Source organism: Pseudomonas syringae (genome assembly GCF_021606685.1).
Classification (GTDB): domain Bacteria; phylum Pseudomonadota; class Gammaproteobacteria; order Pseudomonadales; family Pseudomonadaceae; genus Aquipseudomonas; species Aquipseudomonas syringae_R.
The window spans coordinates 92,029-113,120 of the sequence record NZ_WKCB01000009.1 but is presented as its reverse complement, the minus strand read 5'-3'; the positions used below and the strand labels follow the sequence as shown (position 1 = coordinate 113,120).

The 21,092-nt window shown below is 60.3% G+C and carries 19 protein-coding genes and 1 pseudogene; 7 read left to right on the top strand and 13 right to left on the bottom strand.

Annotated features, from left to right (window positions below; genetic code table 11):
* Nucleotides 1-48: 48 nt before the first annotated feature.
* A pseudogene (locus GIW02_RS06165) lies at nt 49-297 on the top strand (terminase); the annotation flags it as partial.
* A gap of 6 nt (nt 298-303) precedes the next feature.
* On the opposite strand, the gene GIW02_RS06160 reads toward GIW02_RS06165, so the two are convergent.
* The 3 genes from GIW02_RS06160 to GIW02_RS06150 form a co-directional block, all read right to left on the bottom strand.
* Complete coding sequence (locus GIW02_RS06160) at nt 304-1,101, bottom strand: thioesterase family protein (protein WP_236418780.1); 798 nt, start codon at nt 1,099-1,101, stop codon at nt 304-306.
* A gap of 91 nt (nt 1,102-1,192) precedes the next feature.
* Nucleotides 1,193-1,954 (bottom strand): CHAD domain-containing protein, encoded by a 762-nt coding sequence (locus GIW02_RS06155; RefSeq protein ID WP_236418784.1) that lies wholly within the window; start codon nt 1,952-1,954, stop codon nt 1,193-1,195.
* A 43-nt stretch (nt 1,955-1,997) separates the two neighbouring features.
* Nucleotides 1,998-2,276 carry a hypothetical protein gene (locus GIW02_RS06150; protein WP_017734442.1) on the bottom strand — a complete coding sequence of 93 codons (279 nt, stop codon included), beginning with the start codon at nt 2,274-2,276 and terminating at the stop codon, nt 1,998-2,000.
* A gap of 216 nt (nt 2,277-2,492) precedes the next feature.
* Here GIW02_RS06150 and GIW02_RS06145 point away from each other — a divergent pair, with 216 nt between their 5' ends.
* Nucleotides 2,493-3,530 (top strand): patatin-like phospholipase family protein, encoded by a 1,038-nt coding sequence (locus GIW02_RS06145; RefSeq protein ID WP_236418787.1) that lies wholly within the window; start codon nt 2,493-2,495, stop codon nt 3,528-3,530.
* A 96-nt stretch (nt 3,531-3,626) separates the two neighbouring features.
* On the opposite strand, the gene GIW02_RS06140 is transcribed toward GIW02_RS06145, so the two are convergent.
* From GIW02_RS06140 to kdpF, 6 genes are all read right to left on the bottom strand, one after another.
* The gene (locus GIW02_RS06140; RefSeq protein WP_236418788.1) at nt 3,627-4,316 is read right to left on the bottom strand and encodes a response regulator; all 690 of its coding nucleotides are present in this window, start codon (nt 4,314-4,316) and stop codon (nt 3,627-3,629) included.
* Between the two features lie 37 nt (nt 4,317-4,353).
* On the bottom strand, nt 4,354-7,005 hold the full coding sequence (locus GIW02_RS06135) for a sensor histidine kinase (RefSeq protein WP_236418791.1): 2,652 nt from the start codon (nt 7,003-7,005) through the stop codon (nt 4,354-4,356).
* A 124-nt stretch (nt 7,006-7,129) separates the two neighbouring features.
* The gene (kdpC, locus tag GIW02_RS06130) at nt 7,130-7,675 is read right to left on the bottom strand and encodes a potassium-transporting ATPase subunit KdpC (RefSeq protein WP_236418794.1); all 546 of its coding nucleotides are present in this window, start codon (nt 7,673-7,675) and stop codon (nt 7,130-7,132) included.
* 105 nt (nt 7,676-7,780) lie between these two features.
* Nucleotides 7,781-9,838, bottom strand: a complete 2,058-nt coding sequence (kdpB, locus tag GIW02_RS06125) for a potassium-transporting ATPase subunit KdpB (RefSeq protein ID WP_456361607.1) — start codon at nt 9,836-9,838, stop codon at nt 7,781-7,783.
* Nucleotides 9,839-9,853: 15 nt separating this feature from the next.
* A complete protein-coding gene (kdpA, locus tag GIW02_RS06120; RefSeq protein WP_236421797.1) occupies nt 9,854-11,548 on the bottom strand; it encodes a potassium-transporting ATPase subunit KdpA in 1,695 nt (564 codons plus the stop codon).
* 8 nt (nt 11,549-11,556) lie between these two features.
* The gene (kdpF, locus tag GIW02_RS06115) at nt 11,557-11,646 is read right to left on the bottom strand and encodes a K(+)-transporting ATPase subunit F (RefSeq protein WP_236413184.1); all 90 of its coding nucleotides are present in this window, start codon (nt 11,644-11,646) and stop codon (nt 11,557-11,559) included.
* A 412-nt stretch (nt 11,647-12,058) separates the two neighbouring features.
* On the opposite strand from kdpF, the gene eat reads away from it, so the two are divergent.
* Together eat and GIW02_RS06105 are read left to right on the top strand one after the other, a co-directional pair.
* Nucleotides 12,059-13,423, top strand: coding sequence for an ethanolamine permease (gene eat, locus GIW02_RS06110; RefSeq protein ID WP_236413182.1), 1,365 nt, complete (start codon nt 12,059-12,061; stop codon nt 13,421-13,423).
* Between the two features lie 111 nt (nt 13,424-13,534).
* Nucleotides 13,535-13,702: a DUF2897 family protein gene (locus GIW02_RS06105; protein ID WP_236413180.1), complete on the top strand. Its 168-nt coding sequence runs from the start codon at nt 13,535-13,537 to the stop codon at nt 13,700-13,702.
* Between the two features lie 18 nt (nt 13,703-13,720).
* Here GIW02_RS06105 and GIW02_RS06100 read toward each other — a convergent pair whose 3' ends face one another.
* Nucleotides 13,721-14,569, bottom strand: coding sequence for a DUF1989 domain-containing protein (locus GIW02_RS06100; RefSeq protein WP_236413177.1), 849 nt, complete (start codon nt 14,567-14,569; stop codon nt 13,721-13,723).
* Between the two features lie 15 nt (nt 14,570-14,584).
* Nucleotides 14,585-15,229: a GntR family transcriptional regulator gene (locus GIW02_RS06095; protein WP_236413176.1), complete on the bottom strand. Its 645-nt coding sequence runs from the start codon at nt 15,227-15,229 to the stop codon at nt 14,585-14,587.
* Nucleotides 15,230-15,358: 129 nt separating this feature from the next.
* Here GIW02_RS06095 and GIW02_RS06090 point away from each other — a divergent pair, with 129 nt between their 5' ends.
* The gene (locus GIW02_RS06090) at nt 15,359-15,937 is read left to right on the top strand and encodes a TetR/AcrR family transcriptional regulator (RefSeq protein WP_236413173.1); all 579 of its coding nucleotides are present in this window, start codon (nt 15,359-15,361) and stop codon (nt 15,935-15,937) included.
* Nucleotides 15,938-15,962: 25 nt separating this feature from the next.
* On the opposite strand, the gene GIW02_RS06085 is transcribed toward GIW02_RS06090, so the two are convergent.
* Together GIW02_RS06085 and GIW02_RS06080 are read right to left on the bottom strand one after the other, a co-directional pair.
* On the bottom strand, nt 15,963-16,295 hold the full coding sequence (locus GIW02_RS06085; RefSeq protein WP_236413171.1) for a helix-hairpin-helix domain-containing protein: 333 nt from the start codon (nt 16,293-16,295) through the stop codon (nt 15,963-15,965).
* 111 nt (nt 16,296-16,406) lie between these two features.
* On the bottom strand, nt 16,407-18,401 hold the full coding sequence (locus GIW02_RS06080; protein WP_456361609.1) for a polysaccharide biosynthesis protein: 1,995 nt from the start codon (nt 18,399-18,401) through the stop codon (nt 16,407-16,409).
* Between the two features lie 474 nt (nt 18,402-18,875).
* Here GIW02_RS06080 and GIW02_RS06075 point away from each other — a divergent pair, with 474 nt between their 5' ends.
* Both GIW02_RS06075 and GIW02_RS06070 read left to right on the top strand, forming a co-directional pair.
* Nucleotides 18,876-19,844, top strand: a complete 969-nt coding sequence (locus tag GIW02_RS06075) for an NAD-dependent epimerase (RefSeq protein WP_236413169.1) — start codon at nt 18,876-18,878, stop codon at nt 19,842-19,844.
* A 78-nt stretch (nt 19,845-19,922) separates the two neighbouring features.
* Nucleotides 19,923-21,089: a nucleotide sugar dehydrogenase gene (locus tag GIW02_RS06070; RefSeq protein ID WP_236413168.1), complete on the top strand. Its 1,167-nt coding sequence runs from the start codon at nt 19,923-19,925 to the stop codon at nt 21,087-21,089.
* Nucleotides 21,090-21,092: the final 3 nt, after the last annotated feature.

Genomic DNA, 21,092 nt, shown 5'->3' with positions numbered 1-21,092 from the left:
CTCCTAAACTCCCCCCATGTTGTTTCAACGGACAGAGGATTCACCATCATGGGCAAACGTCATCCCAATCTTCCCGCCTGGCAATGGCGTAACCAACCGCAAAACCACCAGCACCCGACTAACCTGGGGCTGCAGTTGATTGCTGTACCGCTGCTGATCATTGGCTTTTTGTTGTTGGCGTCCGGGGTGTTCAGCCTGAGCGTGGGCAGTTTCGCCGTCGGTGTGGTTGGCGTGCTGGCAGGCGTGGCGCTACAGCGCCACGGGCATAAGCTGGAGGCTCATGCTAGCCGGCGGTTCTGAGGCTCAGGCAAACACCACCACAGTCTGGCGGCTGATGGCGATCAATTCGCCGGTCGGGCTCCACAGCGCGGCGGCGGCATGGCCGTAGCCGTCACGGGCGTGTTCGATGGTGACGCGGTACTGGCACCAATCGAGGGTCGTGAGGTCGTGCAGCGGCTGGATAAATTCGATGGTCCAGGTCAGGGTGCTGCCCGGTGCGGGCTTTTTCAGGTGCGGCAGCACGGCTGGCGGCCAGGCGTCGACTAAGGCAAGGATGTGCGCCTCAGTCAGCGGCTCTTCTTTCACGTCCCCGCGCAAGCGAACCCAGCCGCCCATGTCGCGCGATTTGTTGCCGGTAAACGGCAGGCCGCCGACACTCCAACGCATTGCCAGATGCCGCATGAATTCGGGGGTTACGCCTTTGATGTAAGGCAGTTCCTGGCACTCATCCCAGTGTTTGAACGCCGGGGCTGGTTCACTCGCCACTTCGATCTCAGACTCGCGGGAGCCGCCGAAACTGGCCTGGACCAAGGTCGCCACTTCGGCGTTCTGCACCACGCGGCCGAGCAACTGGCTGACCGCCTTGCCTTCACGCAGCACTTCAACTGAGTAACTGGCAGGTACATCGGGCGCCACCGGGCCCACGAAGGTGATGGCCAACGAGCGTAACGGGCGATCCGCTGGCACTTGGGCGCGCAGGGCTTGGTATTGCAACGCAGCGACCAAACCACCAAAACTGGCGCGGCCCTGGGCCCATTCGGCGGGGATGGTGACGTCCAGCGGGTGGCTACGGGCAGCGTCGAGCAAATCACTAAAGCGCATGGCGACCTCACATCAATAGAAACAGATGAGGGGATCTTAACCATCGTGCCAGCCAGGTACAGCGCGTATTCCGGCCAAAAGCCGGACCGGTTCAGAAACAATCGGCGCTGAGTTTATCCAACACGCGATCAGCCTGCCCTTGCGCCTTGGCCATGGTGCGATGCCACACCGCAACGCAAGGCTGCAGATCCGCCTGGTGTTCGGCCTGGGCCAACCACTGCCAGCAGTCATGCCAATCGCCCAGCGCCGCCTGGGCTTTTTTCAGGCGGGCCATGGCGTTGGCGGGCAGTTTATCCAGCTCGGGGTACGCTTCGGCGGCGTAACGCACGCGTTTGATCAGCAGCCGCAGGCGGTGGCGATCGTGCTCTGGGTCCTTGAGTGCGTCGTCGAGGGCCTGCCACTGCTTGGCCAACCGTTTTTCAATGCGTGGACGCAGGCCCTTGAGCAATTTCTGGTGCTGGGACGCGCGGATGAAACGCGGGAATGCATCGAGGATCTGCAACAAGTGCGCAAGCTCGGGGCTTTGCGCTACCTGACGGTAGGTCTGGGGTTGCAGGCGCAGGCGCCGATCTGCGGCGGCGTGGTGACCGTGCTGGTGCAGATACGCCGCCAACACTTCGCGGTCGCGCAGCGGCGTGGTCAATTGGCCCACCGTGCTGGCGGCCAACTCAAGCTGCTCCACGCCCGGTAGCCCGCGCAAGGGTCGCAATAAACTGCGCAAGCGGCGTACCGTGGTACGCAGATCATGCAGGGCTTCATCATCGGTGACGGCAGCGAGGCGAGCCTGGCAGCTCAGTAACCCTACTTCCAGGCCGATGACCTGAGCGACTAACTGATCGACCAACGCTGACATCCTGCCCTCACTTTTCGATGAAATGCCTACATGCGGTTACCGATCAACGCCCGGCGCGCGACTCACGAATATAGAACCGCGCCTTCTCGGCCTTGTTGGCGCACCCTTCAAATGCTTCGAATTGCTGCTGGGTCTTGGCACCGGTCAACAGGGACAGGGCTTTGGAGTAGCTCACGGTCCCGGCAAACCCTTCGGCCTTGGCCAAATCCAGTTCGTGCCACGCCGCATCCAGTTGCGTGCCGCAGCTGTCGCGGTAGGCGGTTTTGCCGGCGCAACCGGCCAGGGCCAACACAATCACAGGCACACACATCCAGGCTTTCATCGATGACACCTCAAATAAAGAAAAACAGTCGTACGGAGTAGACGTTGCCTACAAGAAAAAGTGCCTTGTCCTTAGCCTGAAATCGGTAGTACCTATTGCCAGAGCATACCCGAGCGCCGTGGCTATTCTTGAAAAATATTGCAGGCCACCGCGAAGATTGAAGCCGCCCCCTCGATGGGTGCATTGTGGGTGCCTGTCTAGGGGAGGACATGAACCATGAAAAAGCGTGTTGCCTTGGTGCTGGGCTCCGGCGGGGCGCGGGGCTACGCCCATATCGGGGTGATCGAGGAGATCGAACGGCGCGGCTATGACATTGCCTGCATCGCCGGCTGCTCCATGGGCGCTGTGGTGGGTGGGATCTACGCCGCCGGCAAATTGGACGACTACCGAAACTGGATCGAAAGCCTCGACTACCTCGACGTGTTGCGCCTGGTGGACGTGAGTTTTCGCCTCGGCGCGATTCGTGGCGAGAAGGTCTTCGGGCAAATCCGCAAGATCGTCGGCGAGATCAATATCGAAGAGCTGCGCATCCCCTACACCGCTGTCGCCACCGACCTGACCAACCAGCAGGAAATCTGGTTCCAGGAAGGTTGCCTGCACCAGGCCATGCGCGCCTCGGCGGCGATCCCCAGCCTGTTCACCCCGGTGATGCAAGGCAACCGCATGCTGGTGGACGGTGGCCTGCTCAACCCTTTGCCCATCGTGCCGGTTGTATCGAGCCATTGCGACTTGATCATCGCGGTCAACCTCAACGCCACCAACCAGAAGCACTACCAGTTACCAGTGATCCAGCGCCCGCCGGCGTTCAAGAGTCGGTTCGACAGTCTGGTCAAATCCCTCGGTTCGCACCTGCCCTTTCGGCGCAAACAGGCTGAGCAGTTATTGAAGCTGGAGCAGGAAGCGCTGCAGGCCCAGGCGGCCGAGATCAACCCGTGGCTGGACGCCGCCGAGCCCGAATCCCAGCAACCGGCCGCCGCGCCGGAAAAAGCCGGTGCGCCCAAGTCTGCCACGGGGTCGTTCATCATCGACAACGTCGGCCCGGCGTCCTTGCTGGACCTGATCAACCAGAGCTTCGAGGTCATGCAGACGTCGCTGGCGCAGTACAAGATCGCCGGCTACCCGCCGGACATCTTGATCAACGTGCCCAAGCGCGTATGCCGGTTTTTCGAGTTTTACAAGGCGCCGGAGTTGATCGCCCTGGGGCGGGAGATTGCGCGCGATACATTGGATCGGTATGAGAGTGAGCAGGGTTGATTTGCGTGAGGCTGCTGAGGCCTTCGCGAGCAAGCCCGCTCCCACCTATGGAATACATTCCCCTGTGGGCGCTGACTTGCCTGCGATGACGCCGGTTCAGGCATTCAACAACCGATACCCAACCCCCGCCTCAGTCACGATAAAGCGCGGCTGCGTCGGGTCATCCGCCAGCTTCTGGCGCAGATGGCCCACCACGATGCGCAGGTAATGGCTGTCCTCGGTATGGGTCGGCCCCCAGATATCCTTGAGCAATTGCTGCTGGGTAATCACCCGTCCTGGATGGCGTGCCAGTTGCGCCAGCACCGCGTATTCCTTACGGGTCAACGCCACTTCGGCACCGTCGAGCAGTACACGGCGATAGGCGAGGTCCACAGTCAAGGGACCAAATCGCAAGGCAGCTTCCTGAGCTTCGCCCGTCGGCGCCTGGCGCAGCAATGCGCGCACCCGCGCGAGGAACTCCTGGATACCAAAGGGTTTGGTCACGTAGTCATTGGCGCCGCCGTCCAGGGCCTCGACCTTCTGCCCTTCGCTGGCACGTACCGACAGCACCAGCACCGGCACCAGCGACCACTCGCGAAACTCGCGCAGTACCTGCTGGCCGTCCATATCGGGCAGGCCAAGGTCGAGCACCAGCAGGTCGGGTTTGCTCAGCGCCGCCTGGGCCAGGCCTTCGTTGCCGGTGCCGGCCTCGATCACTTTATAGCCTTGGGAGGCCAGGCTGATACGCAGGAATTTGCGGATCTGCGGTTCGTCATCAATGACTAGAATCGTCGCGGTCTGGCTCATGGTGTCCAATCAGGATCAGTCGAGAAAAGAGGGTAGCTCACGGTTCACCTTCCAGGCCAGGCTGTGTCGGCAACGGCAGGAACAGGCTGATGCAGGTGCCGCGCCCCTCGATGCCATCGGCCACGCTGATATGCCCACCATGGGCACCGACCATCCCCTGGCAGATCGCCAGGCCCAGGCCCGTGCCCTGCCCGCCGCGATCCCCGCGAGCGGCGGTGTAGAACATATCGAAGATCTTCGCACGCTCCTCCTCGGGAATCCCCGGGCCCTCATCGGCAACCGCGAAAACCAGTTGGTTGTCCGCCACGCCCGCGCTCAGGTGCAAGCGACCCTGGGGCGGCGAAAAGCGCGCCGCATTTTCCAGCACATTGACCAGCGCCTGTTCGATCAGCGCGGCGTGTACATACAGTAACGGCAACTGCGCCGGCACCTCCGTGTGCACCTGCAGCGGCGCCAGCACCGCGCGCAGTCGCCCGAGTGCGCTGCCGACGATATCCCCAGGCGACACCCAATCACGCGCCAGCTTCAAGGCACCGTGGCCGAGGCGGGTCATGTCGAGAAGGTTCTGGATGTAGCGGTCGAGGCGCTCGGCCTCATCGCGGGTGCCTTCGAGCAGTTCGCGGCGATCTTCCAGGGGTATCGCCTCGCCGAGCGCCAGCAGGCTGTCGATGCTGCCGCGCATGGAGGTTAACGGTGTACGCAAATCATGCGACACCGAGGCCAGTAAGGCACTGCGCAGTTGCTCGGTTTCACCGTGCAGGCGCGCCGATTCCAACTCCTGCGCCAGCTGTGCCCGCGCCAGGGCCTGGGCCAGCGGCTGGCTGAGTGCCGTCAGCAAGCGCCGACGCTGGCCGCTCAACGCCTGGCCAGGCTTCGCGCTGACGCCCAGCAACCCCAAGGGCCCTTCCTCGGCAGACAGCGGCCACCACCACCAACGGCCAAACGGCAAGGTGCCGGTGCCCATGCCCGCCGGTTGGTCGTGCTGCCAGGCCCAATCGGCGGCGGCGCGTTCGGCTTCGGTGAGGGTCAGCGGGCCACCGGTTTCGACTTTCCAGCCGCCCTGGCCGTCGCGATTGACCAGGCACAGGTTCAAGTCGCTCCAGCCTTCCAGATGGTGGGCCGCCGCGCTGATCACCGCCTGGCGGTCGGTGGCGGCGGTGAGTTTGCGCGACAGGTCGAGCAGCTCGCTGGTTTCCTCCTGGGTGTCGCGCAACGCCTGCAACTGTCGACGCTGGCGTGCAGCAAGGTTGCCGGTGAGCGCTGCCATCAGCAGGAAGAACAGCAAGGTCAGCACGTCCTCTTCGCGCTGGATGGCGAAGGAGAAATTCGGCGGAATAAACAGAAAATCGTAGGTCATGAACGACAGTGCGGCGCACACCAACGACGGGCCCAGGCTGCTGCGCACCGCCACCAGCAACACGGCGGCGAGAAACACCAGGGAGATATTCGGCAGCGGCAACACACTGGACACCGCCCAGGCCACGGCGGCGGCGACCACGGTGGCAAGCACGGCCAAGGCGTAATCAAACCACACCAGCCCGCGCACATCCGGCAGGCGTGGCGGCGCGGGGATGTCGTCGCTGTCGAGCACGTTGATTTCCAGGCCGCGGGCATTTCGCAGCAAGCGCGCGGCCAAGCCACCGCCGAACAGGCGCCGCCGCCAGCGCATCCGCGACTGCCCCACCAGCAATAGGCTGGCGCGGCGTTCGGCGGCATGCTGGATCAGGGTCTTGGCCACCTCCCCCGCGCGTAACAGCACCACTTCACCGCCCAGGCGCTCGGCCAATTGCTGGGCATTTTGCAGGCGCAGCCGCGCTTGCTCATCGCGCGCGCGGCCGTTATCCACATGCACCAGGCTCCACGGCAAATGCCGGCGCTGGGCCACGCGGCTGGCATGGCGCACCAGGCGTTCAGCCTGCGCATCGCCATCCACCCCCACCAGCAAGCGGCCGCGCACTGCCGGCGCCGCCTGGCCCAGTTGGCGATAGCCCTGGGCGAGGTCGTCATCGACGTGGGCGGCGGCGGTCTGCATCGCCAGTTCGCGCAGGGCCATCAGGTTGGTCTGGGTAAAAAACGCATCGATGGCGGCGCGGGCCTGCTCGGGCACATAGACCTTGCCGTCGCGCAGGCGCTCCAGCAGCTCGCGCGATGGCAGGTCGATCAGCAGCAGTTCGTCGGCTTCTTGCAGCACCCAATCCGGCAGCGTTTCACGCACCTGCACGCCGGTGATGCCGCGCACCTGGTCATTCAGGCTTTCAAGATGCTGGACGTTGACCGTGGTGAACACATCGATGCCGGCGGCGAGCAGTTCCTGAATGTCTTGCCAGCGTTTTTCATGGCGGCTGCCGGGGGCATTGCTGTGGGCCAGTTCGTCGACCAGCACCAGCTCGGGCTTGGCGCGGAGCAGGCCGTCGAGGTCCATTTCTTCGAGCATCACGCCACGGTACTCGCTGCGCAGCAAAGGCTGCTGCGGCAAACCGCTGAGCAAGGCTTCGGTTTCGGCGCGGCCATGGGTTTCGACCACGCCGGCGATCAGGCGCACACCTTGGCGCAGTTGGGTGTGGGCGGCCTGGAGCATAGCGTAGGTCTTGCCTACACCCGGCGCGGCACCAAGGAAAACTTTGAGCCGGCCACGGCCGTTGCGTGGCAGGTCGGCTAGCAGGGCATCGGCGCGGCCGGAGTCGCTCATGCGCGGGGGTTCCTTCAGGTATTTATACAGAGTCTTGTAGGGCCCCATCGGGGGCAAGCCCCCTCCCACAGGGGAATGCATTCCAACTGTGGGAGGGGCTTGCCCTCGATGGGGCCTGTCTGGCCTACAACTTTTCCAGGGCCATGTTCAGCGCCAGCACATTCACCACCGGCGGGCCCACCAGCGGGCTTTCGATGTGCTCATCCAGTACGCGCTGCAAGGTCGACACCGGCACATTCCGCGCCGCCGCCACTCGCGCCAGTTGATAGGCAATCGCCTGTGGTGGCAAGTGTGGATCAAGACCGCTGCCAGAGGTAGTCAGCGAGGCCAACGGCACTGGGCCCTGGCTTGGCACCCATTGTTTATTCGCATCATCGAACACACGAGTGGCCAACGCCGGGTTACTCGGGCCGAGGTTGCTGGCGCTGCTGGAAACGGTCGCAAACGCGCCGGCCGACGGGCGTGGGTGAAACCAGCTGTCACCGGTAAAGTCCTGGGCGATCAGACTGGAGCCGCGCACTTTGCCGCTGGCGTCGCGCACCAGGCTGCCATTGGCCTGGTCCGGGAACGCCAGCTGGGCGACACCGGTCACCACCAGCGGATAAGCGACGCCGGTGATCAGGGTCATGAGTACCAGCAGGCTAAGGGCCGGGCGGATCATGTTAGTCATGTTCAAATCCTCAATCAGTCGAGAAACCCAGGTGGTGGGGGCGCTTGGGACCGCTGCGCGGTCCAACGGGAGCAAGCGCCCTCGCCACAAGGGGTGTGGTGTGAGTTACACCAGGTGCAGCGCCGTCAGCAGCATGTCGATCGCCTTGATGCCCACGAACGGCACCAGGATCCCGCCCAGGCCGTAGATCAGCAGGTTGCGCCGCAGCAACGCCGCCGCACTCGCCGCCTGTACGCGCACACCGCGCAGCGCCAACGGGATCAGCACCACGATGATCAGTGCGTTGAACACAATGGCCGAGAGGATCGCGCTCTGCGGGCTCTGCAAGTGCATCACGTTGAGCACGCCCAGTTGCGGGTAGATCGAGGCGAACAACGCCGGCAGGATCGCGAAGTACTTGGCCACGTCGTTGGCGATGGAAAAGGTCGTCAGCGCGCCGCGCGTCACCAGCAATTCCTTGCCGATTTGCACCACATCCAGCAGCTTGGTCGGGTCGCTGTCGAGGTCGACCATGTTGGCCGCCTCACGCGCGGCCTGGGTGCCGTCGTTCATTGCCATCCCGACGTCCGCCTGAGCCAGCGCCGGCGCATCGTTGGCGCCGTCGCCGCACATCGCGACCAGGCGACCGTCGTTTTGCTCGTGACGAATACGCGCGAGTTTCTTCTCCGGCGTGGCTTCGGCCAGCACGTCATCCACGCCCGCCTCGGCGGCAATCGCAGCGGCGGTCAGTGGGTTGTCGCCGGTGACCATCACGGTGCGAATCCCCAGCTTGCGCAGCTCGGCGAAACGTTCACGGATGCCGGGCTTGACCACGTCCTTGAGGTGGATCGCGCCAAGCAACTTGCCATCGGCACACACCAGCAACGGGGTGCCGCCGCTCTGGGCGATCTTGTCGATTTCCCGCGACAGCGCCGGTGCAAGGTCACTGCGTTGTTGACCGATAAACGCCAGCAGCGAATCCACCGCACCCTTGCGGAATACGCGGCCCTGGTAGTCGACACCGGACAAGCGGGTTTCGGCGCTGAACGGCACGGCCGTCAGCTCGTCCAGCGACGGCTCGGCCTGGGGGTGCAAGGCGCGCAGGTATTCGACAATGGATTTGCCTTCCGCCGTGTCGTCCGCCAGGGAAGCGAACAGCGCGCCTTGGGCCACCTCCAGGCCACTGACGCCGGGCGCCGCGACCACCGCCGAGCAGCGACGGTTGCCAAAGGTGATGGTGCCGGTCTTGTCCAGCAGCAACACGTGCACATCCCCCGCCGCTTCTACCGCACGGCCGGACTTGGCGATGACATTAAGGCGCACCAGGCGATCCATCCCGGCGATACCGATGGCTGACAACAAACCGCCAATGGTTGTAGGAATCAGCGTCACCAGCAGTGCGACCAGAAACACCAGCGGCAGGCTGCCATTGGCGAAGTGCGCGAACGGCTGCAGGGTCACCACCACCAGCAGGAAGATCAGGGTCAGACCGATCAGCAGGATATCCAGCGCGACTTCATTGGGGGTTTTCTGGCGCTTGGCACCCTCGACCAGCGCGATCATGCGGTCCAGGGTGGACTCGCCGGGGTTGGCGGTGATACGCACTAACAGCCAGTCCGACACCAGACGGGTGTTGCCGGTGACGGCCGAACGGTCGCCGCCGGATTCGCGGATTACCGGTGCGGATTCGCCGGTGATCGCCGCCTCGTTGACCGCCGCAATGCCATCGATGACCTCGCCGTCACCGGGGATCATTTCCCCGGCGGCAACGCGCACCACATCACCTTTGCGCAGGCTGGTAGCCGGTACGACCTTGAAGCTGCCGTCGGCTTCCTTGCGGCGTGCGCTAAGGCCCTCACTGCCGGCCTTGAGGCTGTCGGCACGGGCCTTGCCTCGCCCTTCAGCCAAGGCTTCGGCGAAGTTGGCGAACAGCACGGTGAACCACAGCCACACGGCGATTTGCACGGCGACGAAAGTCGGCACGGCGGTATCGGGCACAAAACACAGCACGGTGGTGAGGATGGCGGTCAGCTCGACCACCAGCATCACCGGCGAACGTTGCAGCTGGCGCGGGTCAAGCTTGACGAACGCCTGGACCAGCGCCGGGCGCCACAGGGCGGAGATCGCGGTTTTTGGCGCTTCCTGGATGGTCACGGGAGCCGCATTTTTTGCAGGCATATTCATTTTCATATCCCCTTTTTAGAAGCCCATGCTCAAGTGTTCAGCGATGGGGCCTAACGCCAGCGTTGGCAGGAAAGTCAGGCCGCCCACCAGCAAAATGGTCACGGTCAACAGGGTCACGAACAGCGGGCCATGGGTCGGGAAGCTGTTCTGGCCAATCGGTGCGGTTTTCTTCATCGCCAGGCTGCCGGCCAGGGCCAGGACCGGAAGGATGTAGCCGAAGCGGCCGATCAACATGCCCAGGCCCAGCATCAGGTTGTGGAACGCCGTATTCGCGCTGAAACCGCCGAACGCCGAGCCGTTGTTGGCACTCGCCGACGTATAGGCGTAGAGCAACTGGCTGAAACCATGGGGGCCAGGGTTACTGATGGCACCTGCCGGGCCGGGCAAGCTCGCGGCGATGGCACCCAGCACCAGCACGCCAACCGGCATCACCAGCAGGGTCACGACGAGCAACTGCACCTCCTTGGCCTGCAGCTTCTTGCCGAGGTATTCCGGGGTGCGGCCGATCATCAGGCCAGCGAGGAACACGGCGATCAGCACGTTGAGCAACATGCCGTACATACCAGCGCCGACACCGCCGAAGATCACCTCACCGACCATCATATTGACCAGCGCGACCATCCCGCTCAGGGGGTTGAGGCTGTCCTGCATGCCGTTGACCGAGCCGTTGGACGCTGCAGTAGTGGTGACCGACCACAACACGGTGCCCGTGGTGCCGAAGCGCGACTCTTTACCTTCCAGCGGTGCGGTTTTCTCCACGGCCGGGTTGTTCAGGGTCGGGTTGGGCTGGTATTCGGCCCACAGCGAAGTCGCGCCGCCGATCAGGAACAGCGCCAGCATGCACCCGAGGATCGCGCGGCTCTGGCGCAGGTCTTTGACGTAGTGGCCAAAGGTGAACACCAGCGCCACAGGGATCAGGATGATCGCGGCCATCTCGAACAGGTTGGCCCAGGCGGTCGGGTCTTCAAACGGATGCGCCGAGTTGACACCGAAGAAGCCACCGCCGTTGGTGCCCAGTTGCTTGATCGCAATCTGGCTGGCCGCCGGGCCCAGGGGGATCACCTGATCCACGCCCTGCATCGTCACGGCATCCACGTAATGGGCGAAGGTCTGCGGCACGCCCTGCCACACCAGGAACAACGCCAGCACCAGGCACAACGGCAGCAGGCCGTAGAGGGTGGCGCGGGTCATATCGACCCAGAAGTTGCCCAATGTCTTGGTGGATTTGCGACCGATCCCACGACAAAGAGCGACCAAGACTGCAAGGCCGGTGGCCGCGCTGACGAAGTTCTGCACGGTCAGGCCGGCCATCTGGCTGAGGTAGCTCAGAGACGCCTCACCGCTGTAGGACTGCCAGTTGGTGTTGGTCATGAAACTGACGGCGGTGTTGAAGGCCAGGGTCCATTCCTGGCCCGGCAATTTCTGTGGGTTCAGTGGGAGATAGTCCTGGAAGTTCAGGATCGCGAACAGCAGCACAAAGCCCGCGAGGTTGAATGCCAGCAAGGCCAGCATGTACTTCTGCCAGCTTTGTTCCTGATGCTCGTCCACGCCAGACAGGCGATAACAGGCGCGCTCTACGGGGCCGAATACCGGTGTAAGCCACGTGCGCTGGCCTTCCATCACCTTGTAGTAGAACCGCCCCAGGAACGGCGCCGGCACCAGCACCACGGCAAAGAAGGCGATGATCAGCCAATAGTCATAACTGTGCATAGCCGCTCCTAGTTCCGATCCGCGCGTAACAGCGCAACCAGCAGATAAAAGAACAGCGCCACGGCCAATAGCAGTGACACCCCGTCCAGAACGCTCATGGAAGTCTCTCCGTTTAGCGGCGAGTGCCGCGTGTGGGGTGATTGTCGGCAGGAGTGGCGTAAAGGAACGAGAGCGAGGGGGCTGGCGGGGCGTAAAGATGGCGTAAAGAGTGGGTTTATGCGGGTTTTACAGGGGGATTTATACTGGCTGGAAGGGCCTCATCGCGGGCAAGCCCACTCCCACATTTGACCGAGTTGTCCTGTCGAGCGCCGATCAAAATGTGGGAGGGGGCTTGCCCCCGATGGCGCCGGTCCAGTCACCGCCGCACTCATCTGGTGCGCGGCTGGAAAACTTCAAACGCCAAACAGTCCCGTCGGCGACACTTACTGAGCTTTACGACAACGATTCCCATCCTGGCATGTCCGCTGCAACACCTTGAATCATTCCAAACGGTTCAGGGAGAGCAACACAATGAACACACAACTCAAACCCACCTTGGGCACCCTGCATTTGTGGGGTATTGCGGTCGGGCTGGTAATTTCCGGCGAATACTTCGGCTGGAGCTATGGCTGGGGCGTGGCCGGGACATTGGGCTTCCTGGTGACCTCCTTGATGGTCGCTGCGATGTACACCTGCTTTATCTTCAGTTTCACCGAGCTGACCACGGCCATTCCTCACGCTGGCGGGCCGTTTGCCTACAGTCGTCGCGCGTTTGGTGAGAAAGGCGGCTTGATCGCCGGCCTCGCCACATTGATCGAATTTGTGTTTGCACCGCCGGCCATCGCCTTGGCCATCGGCGCTTACCTCAACGTGCAGTTCCCGGCGCTGGACCCCAAACACGCAGCCGTCGGCGCCTACATCGTGTTCATGGGGCTGAACATTCTCGGCGTGAAACTCGCCGCCACCTTCGAGTTGGTGGTGTGCGTGCTCGCCGTCGCCGAACTGTTGGTGTTCATGGGCGTGGTCGCCCCTGCGTTCAGCTTCAGCAACTTTGCCCTGAACGGCTGGGCCGGTTCCGACACCTTTGGCGCACCGGCGATTGCCGGGATGTTTGCGGCGATTCCCTTTGCCATCTGGTTCTTCCTCGCCATCGAAGGCGCCGCCATGGCGGCCGAAGAAGCGAAAGATCCCAAGCGCACCATTCCAAAAGCCTACATCAGCGGCATCCTGACCCTGGTGATCCTGGCCATGGGCGTGATGTTCTTTGCCGGCGGCGTGGGCGACTGGCGCACCCTGTCGAACATCAACGACCCGTTGCCACAGGCGATGAAGACCGTGGTAGGCGATAGCTCCGGCTGGTTGCACATGCTGGTGTGGATCGGCCTGTTCGGCCTGGTGGCGAGCTTTCACGGGATCATCCTTGGCTATTCGCGCCAGTTCTTCGCCTTGGCCCGCGCCGGGTACCTGCCGTCTTCGCTCGCCAAGCTGTCGCGGTTTCAGACACCGCATAGGGCAATCATCGCCGGTGGCGTGGTGGGTATCGCCGCCATCTACAGCGACGGGCTGATCAACCTGGGCGGCATGACGTTGACGGCGGCAATGATCACCATGGCCGTATTCGGCGCGATCGTGATGTACATCATGAGCATGCTCAGCCTGTTCAAACTGCGTAAAAGCGAACCCCTGCTGGAGCGCACTTTCCGCGCACCGGGCTACCCGATCGTACCGGGCATTGCGCTGGTACTGGCGGTGGTGTGCCTGGTGGCCATGGCGTGGTTCAATACACTTATCGGGCTGATCTTCCTGGGCTTTATGGTGGTGGGGTTTGCCTACTTCCAGATGACCGCCCAAGACCGTGCCGATGCGCCCGCAGATGCGATGTTGACCGGGCTCTGATCTACTGGAGGCAGAACGGGCCTACACTGAACTAGTAAGAAAGCCCGTCACTCAAAGCAGTTATTCCCGTGGGAAAATTCTCCCACGGCGATCTGCCTCAAGGAGAGCCTTATGCCGTGGTATGCGTGGTTGATTATGGTGGTCGCGATCGGGTCGATCGTCGGTGGGTTGATGATGCTGCGTGACAGCGCCAACAAGGTGGAACTCACCGCCGAACAACGCAAGCGCGTGGCCGAGCGCAACGCCCAGGCGGACGCCAAGGACGCGCAGGATCGCTAGGTAGCGTCACGCCCAGGCCTACTCCCACTCCGCTTTGGCGATCTGCAACCCGTGCTGCCCTTTATAGGCAGCACGTTCCGGTTGGCTCCAGCCGGTCAGCAAGGGGTCATCCAGCCGGTAGATCTCAACCCCCAGCGGGCGGCATACGGTCAGCGGGTCCTGCGCATCGGGGCCCCACATCGGCAATGACAAATCCCCACCCGGGCACGTCGACAGCGCACACAGCAGATCAATCTCGGCAAAGAACTCCAGGTAGTCGCCCTTCTGCGCCGGGCAGGCCTTCATGAAATACAGGTCGTCGTGATTGAGGCCGGTGCACTGGAAAATATTCAACACGTCGTGCACGTCAAATTCCGTCAGGCCGTGAGGTAACACCGCACGGGTCAGGTTCGAGTGGCAATGGTGGTGGAAGTCCTCACCGGTGAGCATCCGATTCACGTAGGGATCGCATCGCGTACCGAGCAGATCGTGCAGGCGCCCGCCGTGCTCATCGATGCCATAACCGGCCAGGCTGTCATCGGTGATGGTCACCAGCGGGCGCAGGAACGGCAGGTTCGACCACAGTCGATCATGAGTACTCACATGGGCGCCCTGCAATTGGCGAGTGCGCGCCGCCCACAGGCGCTCGCGCGGATCATTGGCGTTCCACACATTGAAGTCGCCGACCTGCGGACCGACCGGTGTGGTCACACGGAACACGTGCCCGGCCGGAACCTTCCACGCCCTGCCCGTGCGAATCGGCACCTCGAACTGCTCAACGAGGGTGCGCTGGTCCTTGCGATCACGGATACGTTCATAAAATGCCGTGTCGACCTGCAAGGCCGATCCGTTGCTGACCTGGTAAGCGGCTGGGTAGTCTTTGTACATGGTGCAGATCCTCGATCAGGGGTGATTGAACAGGGCCAGCGACAAACGCTCCGAGTCATCCAGGTACAGGCTCATGGCCTCGCCTGCCGCCGGTTTATCGGCGTGGACTAATAGCGTGTAAATCTCTCGATCGCGCTCCAGCCAGGGCGACTGGAAACGTTGCTCATCGGGCGCCGCGCAAAACACCAGGCGCAGTTGGGCGATGACCTGGGCGAAAAATTCATCGAACAAAGGGCTGCGCATCAGCCCGACAATCTGCTGATGGAACACCAGGCTGTGGGTGGCCACAGAGCGCCAGTCTTCGCGCTCCCGGGCCAGCGCGGTAGCGTCAATGGCGTCCTGCATACGCTCGGACTGCCCTGGGGTCAGGGCAACGCTCTGGGCGATAGCCTGCAACTCAAGGGTGCGGCGTACGACAAACAAATCACGCACTTCCTCGCGCTCCAGGCGTCGGACCATGACCCCCTTGTTGCGCACATAGCGGGTCAACCCTTCCTGCCCCAGGCGGTGCAAGGCCTCACGGATGGTATTGCGCGAGGCGTTGTAACCCTTGACCAGCTCAGACTCGACCAACGCCATCCCCGGCAGCAGCCGCCCACCGATGATGTCGGCACGCAGTTCCAGGGCAATCTGATCCGCTAAAGACAGGCTGAGTGTCATTTCTACCTCACGATTGTTGAACAATCTAATGTGTAGAAGTAATCACTTTTCATGCCAAGGTTTCAAAGAGCAGCTAAAGGTGTAAAAGGGGTACTTAGGTGAAATCCGGCATGCATCCGAGGCCAACCTATGCGCTACTCACAAGACCACAAAGCCCAGACGCAACAGCGCATCATCAAGGAAGCGTCCGTGCGCTTTCGCCGCGATGGCATCGGCGGCACCGGTTTGCAGCCGTTGATGAAAGCGTTGAATTTGACGCATGGCGGCTTCTACGCGCACTTCAAGTCCAAGCACGATTTGGTCGAAAAAGCCCTGCAGGCAGCGGCGGCAGAGCTGGATGCACACTGCGAAATGCTGTTCAGCCAGGAACGGCCATTGCACGCGTTCATTGATAGTTACCTGTCGCCATGGCACCAGACCTCGCCCGGCGAGGGATGCCCGCTGACAACCATGTCACCCGAGCTAGGGTTGCGAGGGCAGCACAGTGCAACCACCGATGCAGTGCTGGGCGCACGGCTCAAGCAGATTGAAACGGCGCTGGGGGATGGGCGCGGCGATGAACAGAGCCTGGTGATGATGTCGACCCTGGTGGGGGCATTGACGCTGGCCCGAAGTGTCGGCGATGCGCACTTGGCGAAGCGAATCATCGAGGTGGTGCGAGAGCGTTTGAAGGAGCAGGTTTCGGCGGATCAAAAGGCCGGTCAATGACCGGCCTCCACTGCGCCTTCACGGTTTAATTAAGTACCAGCCTGTCGCGATTCTTCTCCAGTAACGCCTTACCAATGCCTTTAACTTCCAATAACTCATCCACTGCCGTGAACGGACCATTGCTTTCACGGTAAGCGATGATCGCCTTCGCTTTGGCGGCGCCGATGCCGAACAGGTCGCGGCGCAGGGTTTCCGCATCCGCGGCGTTCAGATTGACCTTGGCGGATTGCTCGGTCGGGTTGACCTGGGCGGTGATGGGGGTGGGTGCTTCGGGTTTGACCGCCGGGGCCGCCGTTGTGGCGACCGAGAGCGTTGCGAGCAACGCGAAGATCAGGGAAGAGATGTAGGTGTTTTGCATGGGTGACGCTCCATAACATCGATAAGAGAAAAGCAGCTTTTCCCAAGCTGCTTCTCAAACTTAGGCGATGTTGGACATTCGTCAAAAATGCTTGAGTAACAGGGTGTTAAATTACGGCTCCAGACGGCGTTGCTGGTAGATCCAATCGACGATTTCAGTGTCAGGCACGTAGCCACTGACGGTATTACGCAGGAGCTGGCGGACGCAGGTGTAGTCATCCTTATCAACCGCAGCGAGCAGCTCCGTCAGCCTGCCCTTGAGCACATCCCAACTCAGATAATCTTCATTGGCGCTCATGATCATCGGATGCCGGGTGGCCACGACGTTGTCGCCGATCAGCAACTCTTCGTAAAGCTTCTCACCGGGACGCAGGCCCGTGAACTCGATGGAAATGTCGCCGTGAGGATTCCTTTCCGAACGGATACTCAAGCCGGAGAGGTGAATCATCTTCTCCGCCAGCTCGACAATCTTCACCGGTTCACCCATGTCCAGTACGAAAACGTCGCCGCCCTGCCCCATCGAACCGGCCTGAATGACCAGTTGGGCCGCTTCGGGAATGGTCATGAAATAGCGCGTGATTTTCGGGTGAGTGACCGTCAGCGGGCCGCCGGATTTAATCTGCTTGTGGAACAACGGTATGACAGACCCGGATGAGCCGAGCACATTGCCAAACCGCACCATGGTAAACCGTGTCTTGTTGACGCGTGATACGTTGGACTTCTCGCCAAACAGCACCGGCGCCAATTCGCGGCTGAGGGCCTGGAGCGTCAGCTCTGCCAAACGCTTGGTACTGCCCATCACATTAGTCGGGCGCACCGCCTTATCGGTAGAGATCAGTACAAAGTTAGCCACACCGGCCTGAAGTGCCGCCTGTGCCGTATTCAACGTACCGATGACATTGTTCAACACGCCTTCGGCAATATTGTGCTCGACCATGGGCACATGCTTGTAGGCCGCTGCATGGTAGACCGTATCAACATGCCAGGTATTCATCACATCCAAGAGTTTGGACTGATTACGAACGGAGCCTAAGATCGGCAGCACTTTGACCGGCAAAGACTCGCGTACGACGCGTTGCTCCAACTCGGAAAGAATGCTGTAGAGATTGAACTCACTGTGATCAAACAGCAGCAACGTCGTCGGTTGCAAGGTCAGGATTTGCCGGCACAACTCGGACCCGATGGAACCTCCTGCACCGGTAACCAATACCGTCTTGCCTTTGATGCAATGCTCGAGCAATTCATTTTGTGCAGGAACGGGATCGCGGCCCAACAAGTCAGCAATATCAACTTCCTGGATATCATCAACCTTGACGCGACCGCTGGCCAAGTCCATGAACCCTGGAACACTTCGCACATGCAGCGGGAACGCTTCCAGGAAACCGAGGATTTCACGACGACGACCACGATTGGAGGAAGGGATAGCCAGAAGGATCTCCTGCGCGCCCGTTACCTCAATCATGCGTTGTATATGCTTGGGCTTATAGACGTGCAAGCCGGCAATCACGCGGTCCGAAATGCTCACATCATCATCGATAAACGCAACCGGGCGCATCAGACGGCCCATGCGCAAAGCGGCTACAAGCTGGTTACCGGCAGCACCGGCCCCATAGATCGCGACGCGTGGCAGACCATCGTCATGATTTGCAAAGGGCACATGTTGGGACGCGTAGAACCAATCGCCGAGGAAATACTGCCTCATGGCCAGGCGAACCCCACCCACCATGATCAGGCTCAACCACCAATAGTTGAAGACAATCGAGCGAGGGACCACGTTCTGATGATTGCTGTACCAATAGACAACAACCCCCAGGATCAAGGAAGAAAGACTTACCGCCTTGATAATTGCGATCAGCGCATCATTGCCGAAATAGCGCATCACAGCGCGGTACATACCAAACCGGATAAACAACGGAATGGCTACAACGGGAGCAGCCAGGAAAAGCCACATATGACTGCGGAATGGATTGACCAGATCATCAATGCCCAGGCGCACGACAAAAGACAGCCAGAGCGCCACCCATACGACGATAACGTCACAAAACACTTGGAGAAGTCGTTTCTTGCTGCGGGGCAACCCCACCAAGAAAGCCCTCAACCTTTCCATAATCCCGTCAGTCACCGGTGCTGCTCCCATAAGTGATTTACTGGTACGCATTCTACGTCTATCGACAAGCTCTAGCTCCCTAAAACTACCTTCGCGACGCGCCAGGATGATTTGCATCACGCCGCCAGGTGCAACCTGAGCGGGTCCACTACCTCAATCGCCACTCAAATGCGCCGAATACAACGCCGGCGCCACCAGTCAAGTGCCGAGAAGTTGCGCCCTATCCCGTAAGGCAACTGACTCTACGATGGACAGACTTAGCCTAAAAAGGCACCATCCATGGCTAGCATATTCGCGATCCAGACGCTTTTCTGGAAAAGGCCGATCAGGACGTCGCGTACCTTTCATAAGCGCGTGCATACGAACCTGTTTGCTCACAGCCCGTCGCCTACGCCATAACACCGAATGCCAACCCTGCGACGCATGGCTCAATAGCCTGTCGAAGGGACTAAGCCTGACATGGAAAATCACCGAATGAAATATCTAGTAACCGGAGCTGCCGGCTTCATCGGCGCAAACATCAGCCAGCGTCTTTTGGAAATGGGCCACGACGTCGTAGGTCTAGACAATCTGAACGACTATTATGACCCTGCACTTAAAGCTTACCGGTTGGCTCGGTTAACACCATTCGAGAATTTCCGTTTTGTAAAACTCGACCTCGCAGACCGAGAAGGTATCGCGCAATTATTCTCGCAAGAGCAATTTGAACGCGTCATCCACTTGGCTGCTCAAGCCGGCGTTCGCCACTCTATCGAAAACCCATTTGCCTACATAGACAGCAATCTCGTAGGCATGACAACCATCCTGGAAGGTTGCCGCCACAATAAGGTCAAGCACCTGGTCTATGCCTCGTCCAGTTCGGTGTACGGAATGAACGAAAAAATACCGTTCAGCGAGGACGACAGCGTCGATCGCCCCGTATCACTCTACGCGGCAACAAAAAAAGCCAATGAGCTGATGGCCCACGCTTACTCAAAACTGTATGGCATCCCAACGACCGGGCTCCGCTTTTTCACGGTGTATGGGCCAGCGGGCCGCCCAGACATGGCGCCCTGGTTATTTACAAAAGCGATTATCAACGACCAACCCATCAAAGTGTTTAATCACGGCAAAATGATGCGTGACTTCACTTACATCGATGACATTGTCGAAGGCATCGCGAGAGTTCAGGACATCATCCCTGATTCAGCCATCCCCTATACCCTGTTCAACATTGGCAATAACCACCCTATCGAGTTGTCGCGTTTCATCACCGCGATTGAATCGGCGACGGGCAAGCCCGCAGAAAAAATCAACCTGGGCATGCAACCGGGTGATGTCGAGCGCACCTATGCCGACACTAAAAAACTTGAAGACGCTATTGATTACAAGCCAAGCATGGATATCGAGACCGGCATGAAAAATTTCGTGACCTGGTACAAAGAATACCATTCGGCAGGGTAAAGACCACCGCCATCATGTGCTCTCTACAACCGCCCTATGACAGGGGCGGTTCAAAAATAAACTTTAGCGAACCAAAACATGAAAATTGCCATCGCCGGCACAGGCTACGTAGGTCTTTCAAATGCCATGCTGCTCGCTCAGCATAACGAAGTCGTTGCTTTTGATATCGTCCCCGAAAAAATTGCGCAACTTAACAACAAACAATCGCCGATTGCCGATGACGAGATCGAAGACTTTCTAAAAAACAAGCCGTTGAACTTCCGCGCGACCAACGACCGAGTCGACGCCTACACGGATGCAGCATTCGTGATAGTTGCGACCCCAACGGACTACGATCCAAAAAACAATCACTTCAACACCCAAAGCGTCGAGTCGGTCATCAAAGACGTGATCGCGGTGAATCCGGATGCAGTGATCGTAATAAAATCCACGGTGCCTGTGGGGTACACCAAGAATCTCAGGGAAGAACTCGGGTTCTCGAACATCATATTCTCCCCGGAATTCCTGCGTGAGGGTAAAGCCCTTCACGACAACCTCCACCCCTCGCGCATCATCGTCGGCGAGTGTTCCGAGCGCGCGGAGAAATTTGCGCAGCTGCTGGTACAGGGCGCACTGAAGAAAGACATTCCCGTGCTGTTCACCCATAGCACTGAAGCCGAAGCGATAAAACTGTTTGCCAATACCTATCTTGCGCTGCGCATCGCTTATTTTAATGAGCTTGATACGTACAGCGAAACCCATGGTTTGAGCACAGACCAGATTATCCGGGGTATTGGCTTAGACCCTCGCATAGGCAGCCATTACAACAACCCGAGCTTCGGCTATGGCGGCTATTGCCTGCCGAAAGACACCAAACAACTGCTGGCCAATTTTGACGACGTGCCTAACAACATTATCCGCGCCATCGTCGATGCCAACACGACTCGAAAAGACTTCATTGCCGAGTCAATCCTGCGCCGCAACCCTCGTGTCGTGGGCATTTACCGGCTGGTGATGAAGACCGGCTCGGACAACTTTCGTGCCTCCGCAATCCAAGGCGTGATGAAACGCATCAAGGCGAAAGGGATTGAAGTCATAATTTACGAGCCGGTGTTGGAAGATAAAGAGTTTTTCCACTCACAAGTTATTAATGACCTGGCCCTGTTTAAATCACGTGCCGACGTCATCGTCGCCAATCGCCCATCGTCAGATCTCGACGATGTACAGAGCAAAGTTTACACACGGGACTTGTTCGGCAGCGACTAAGCC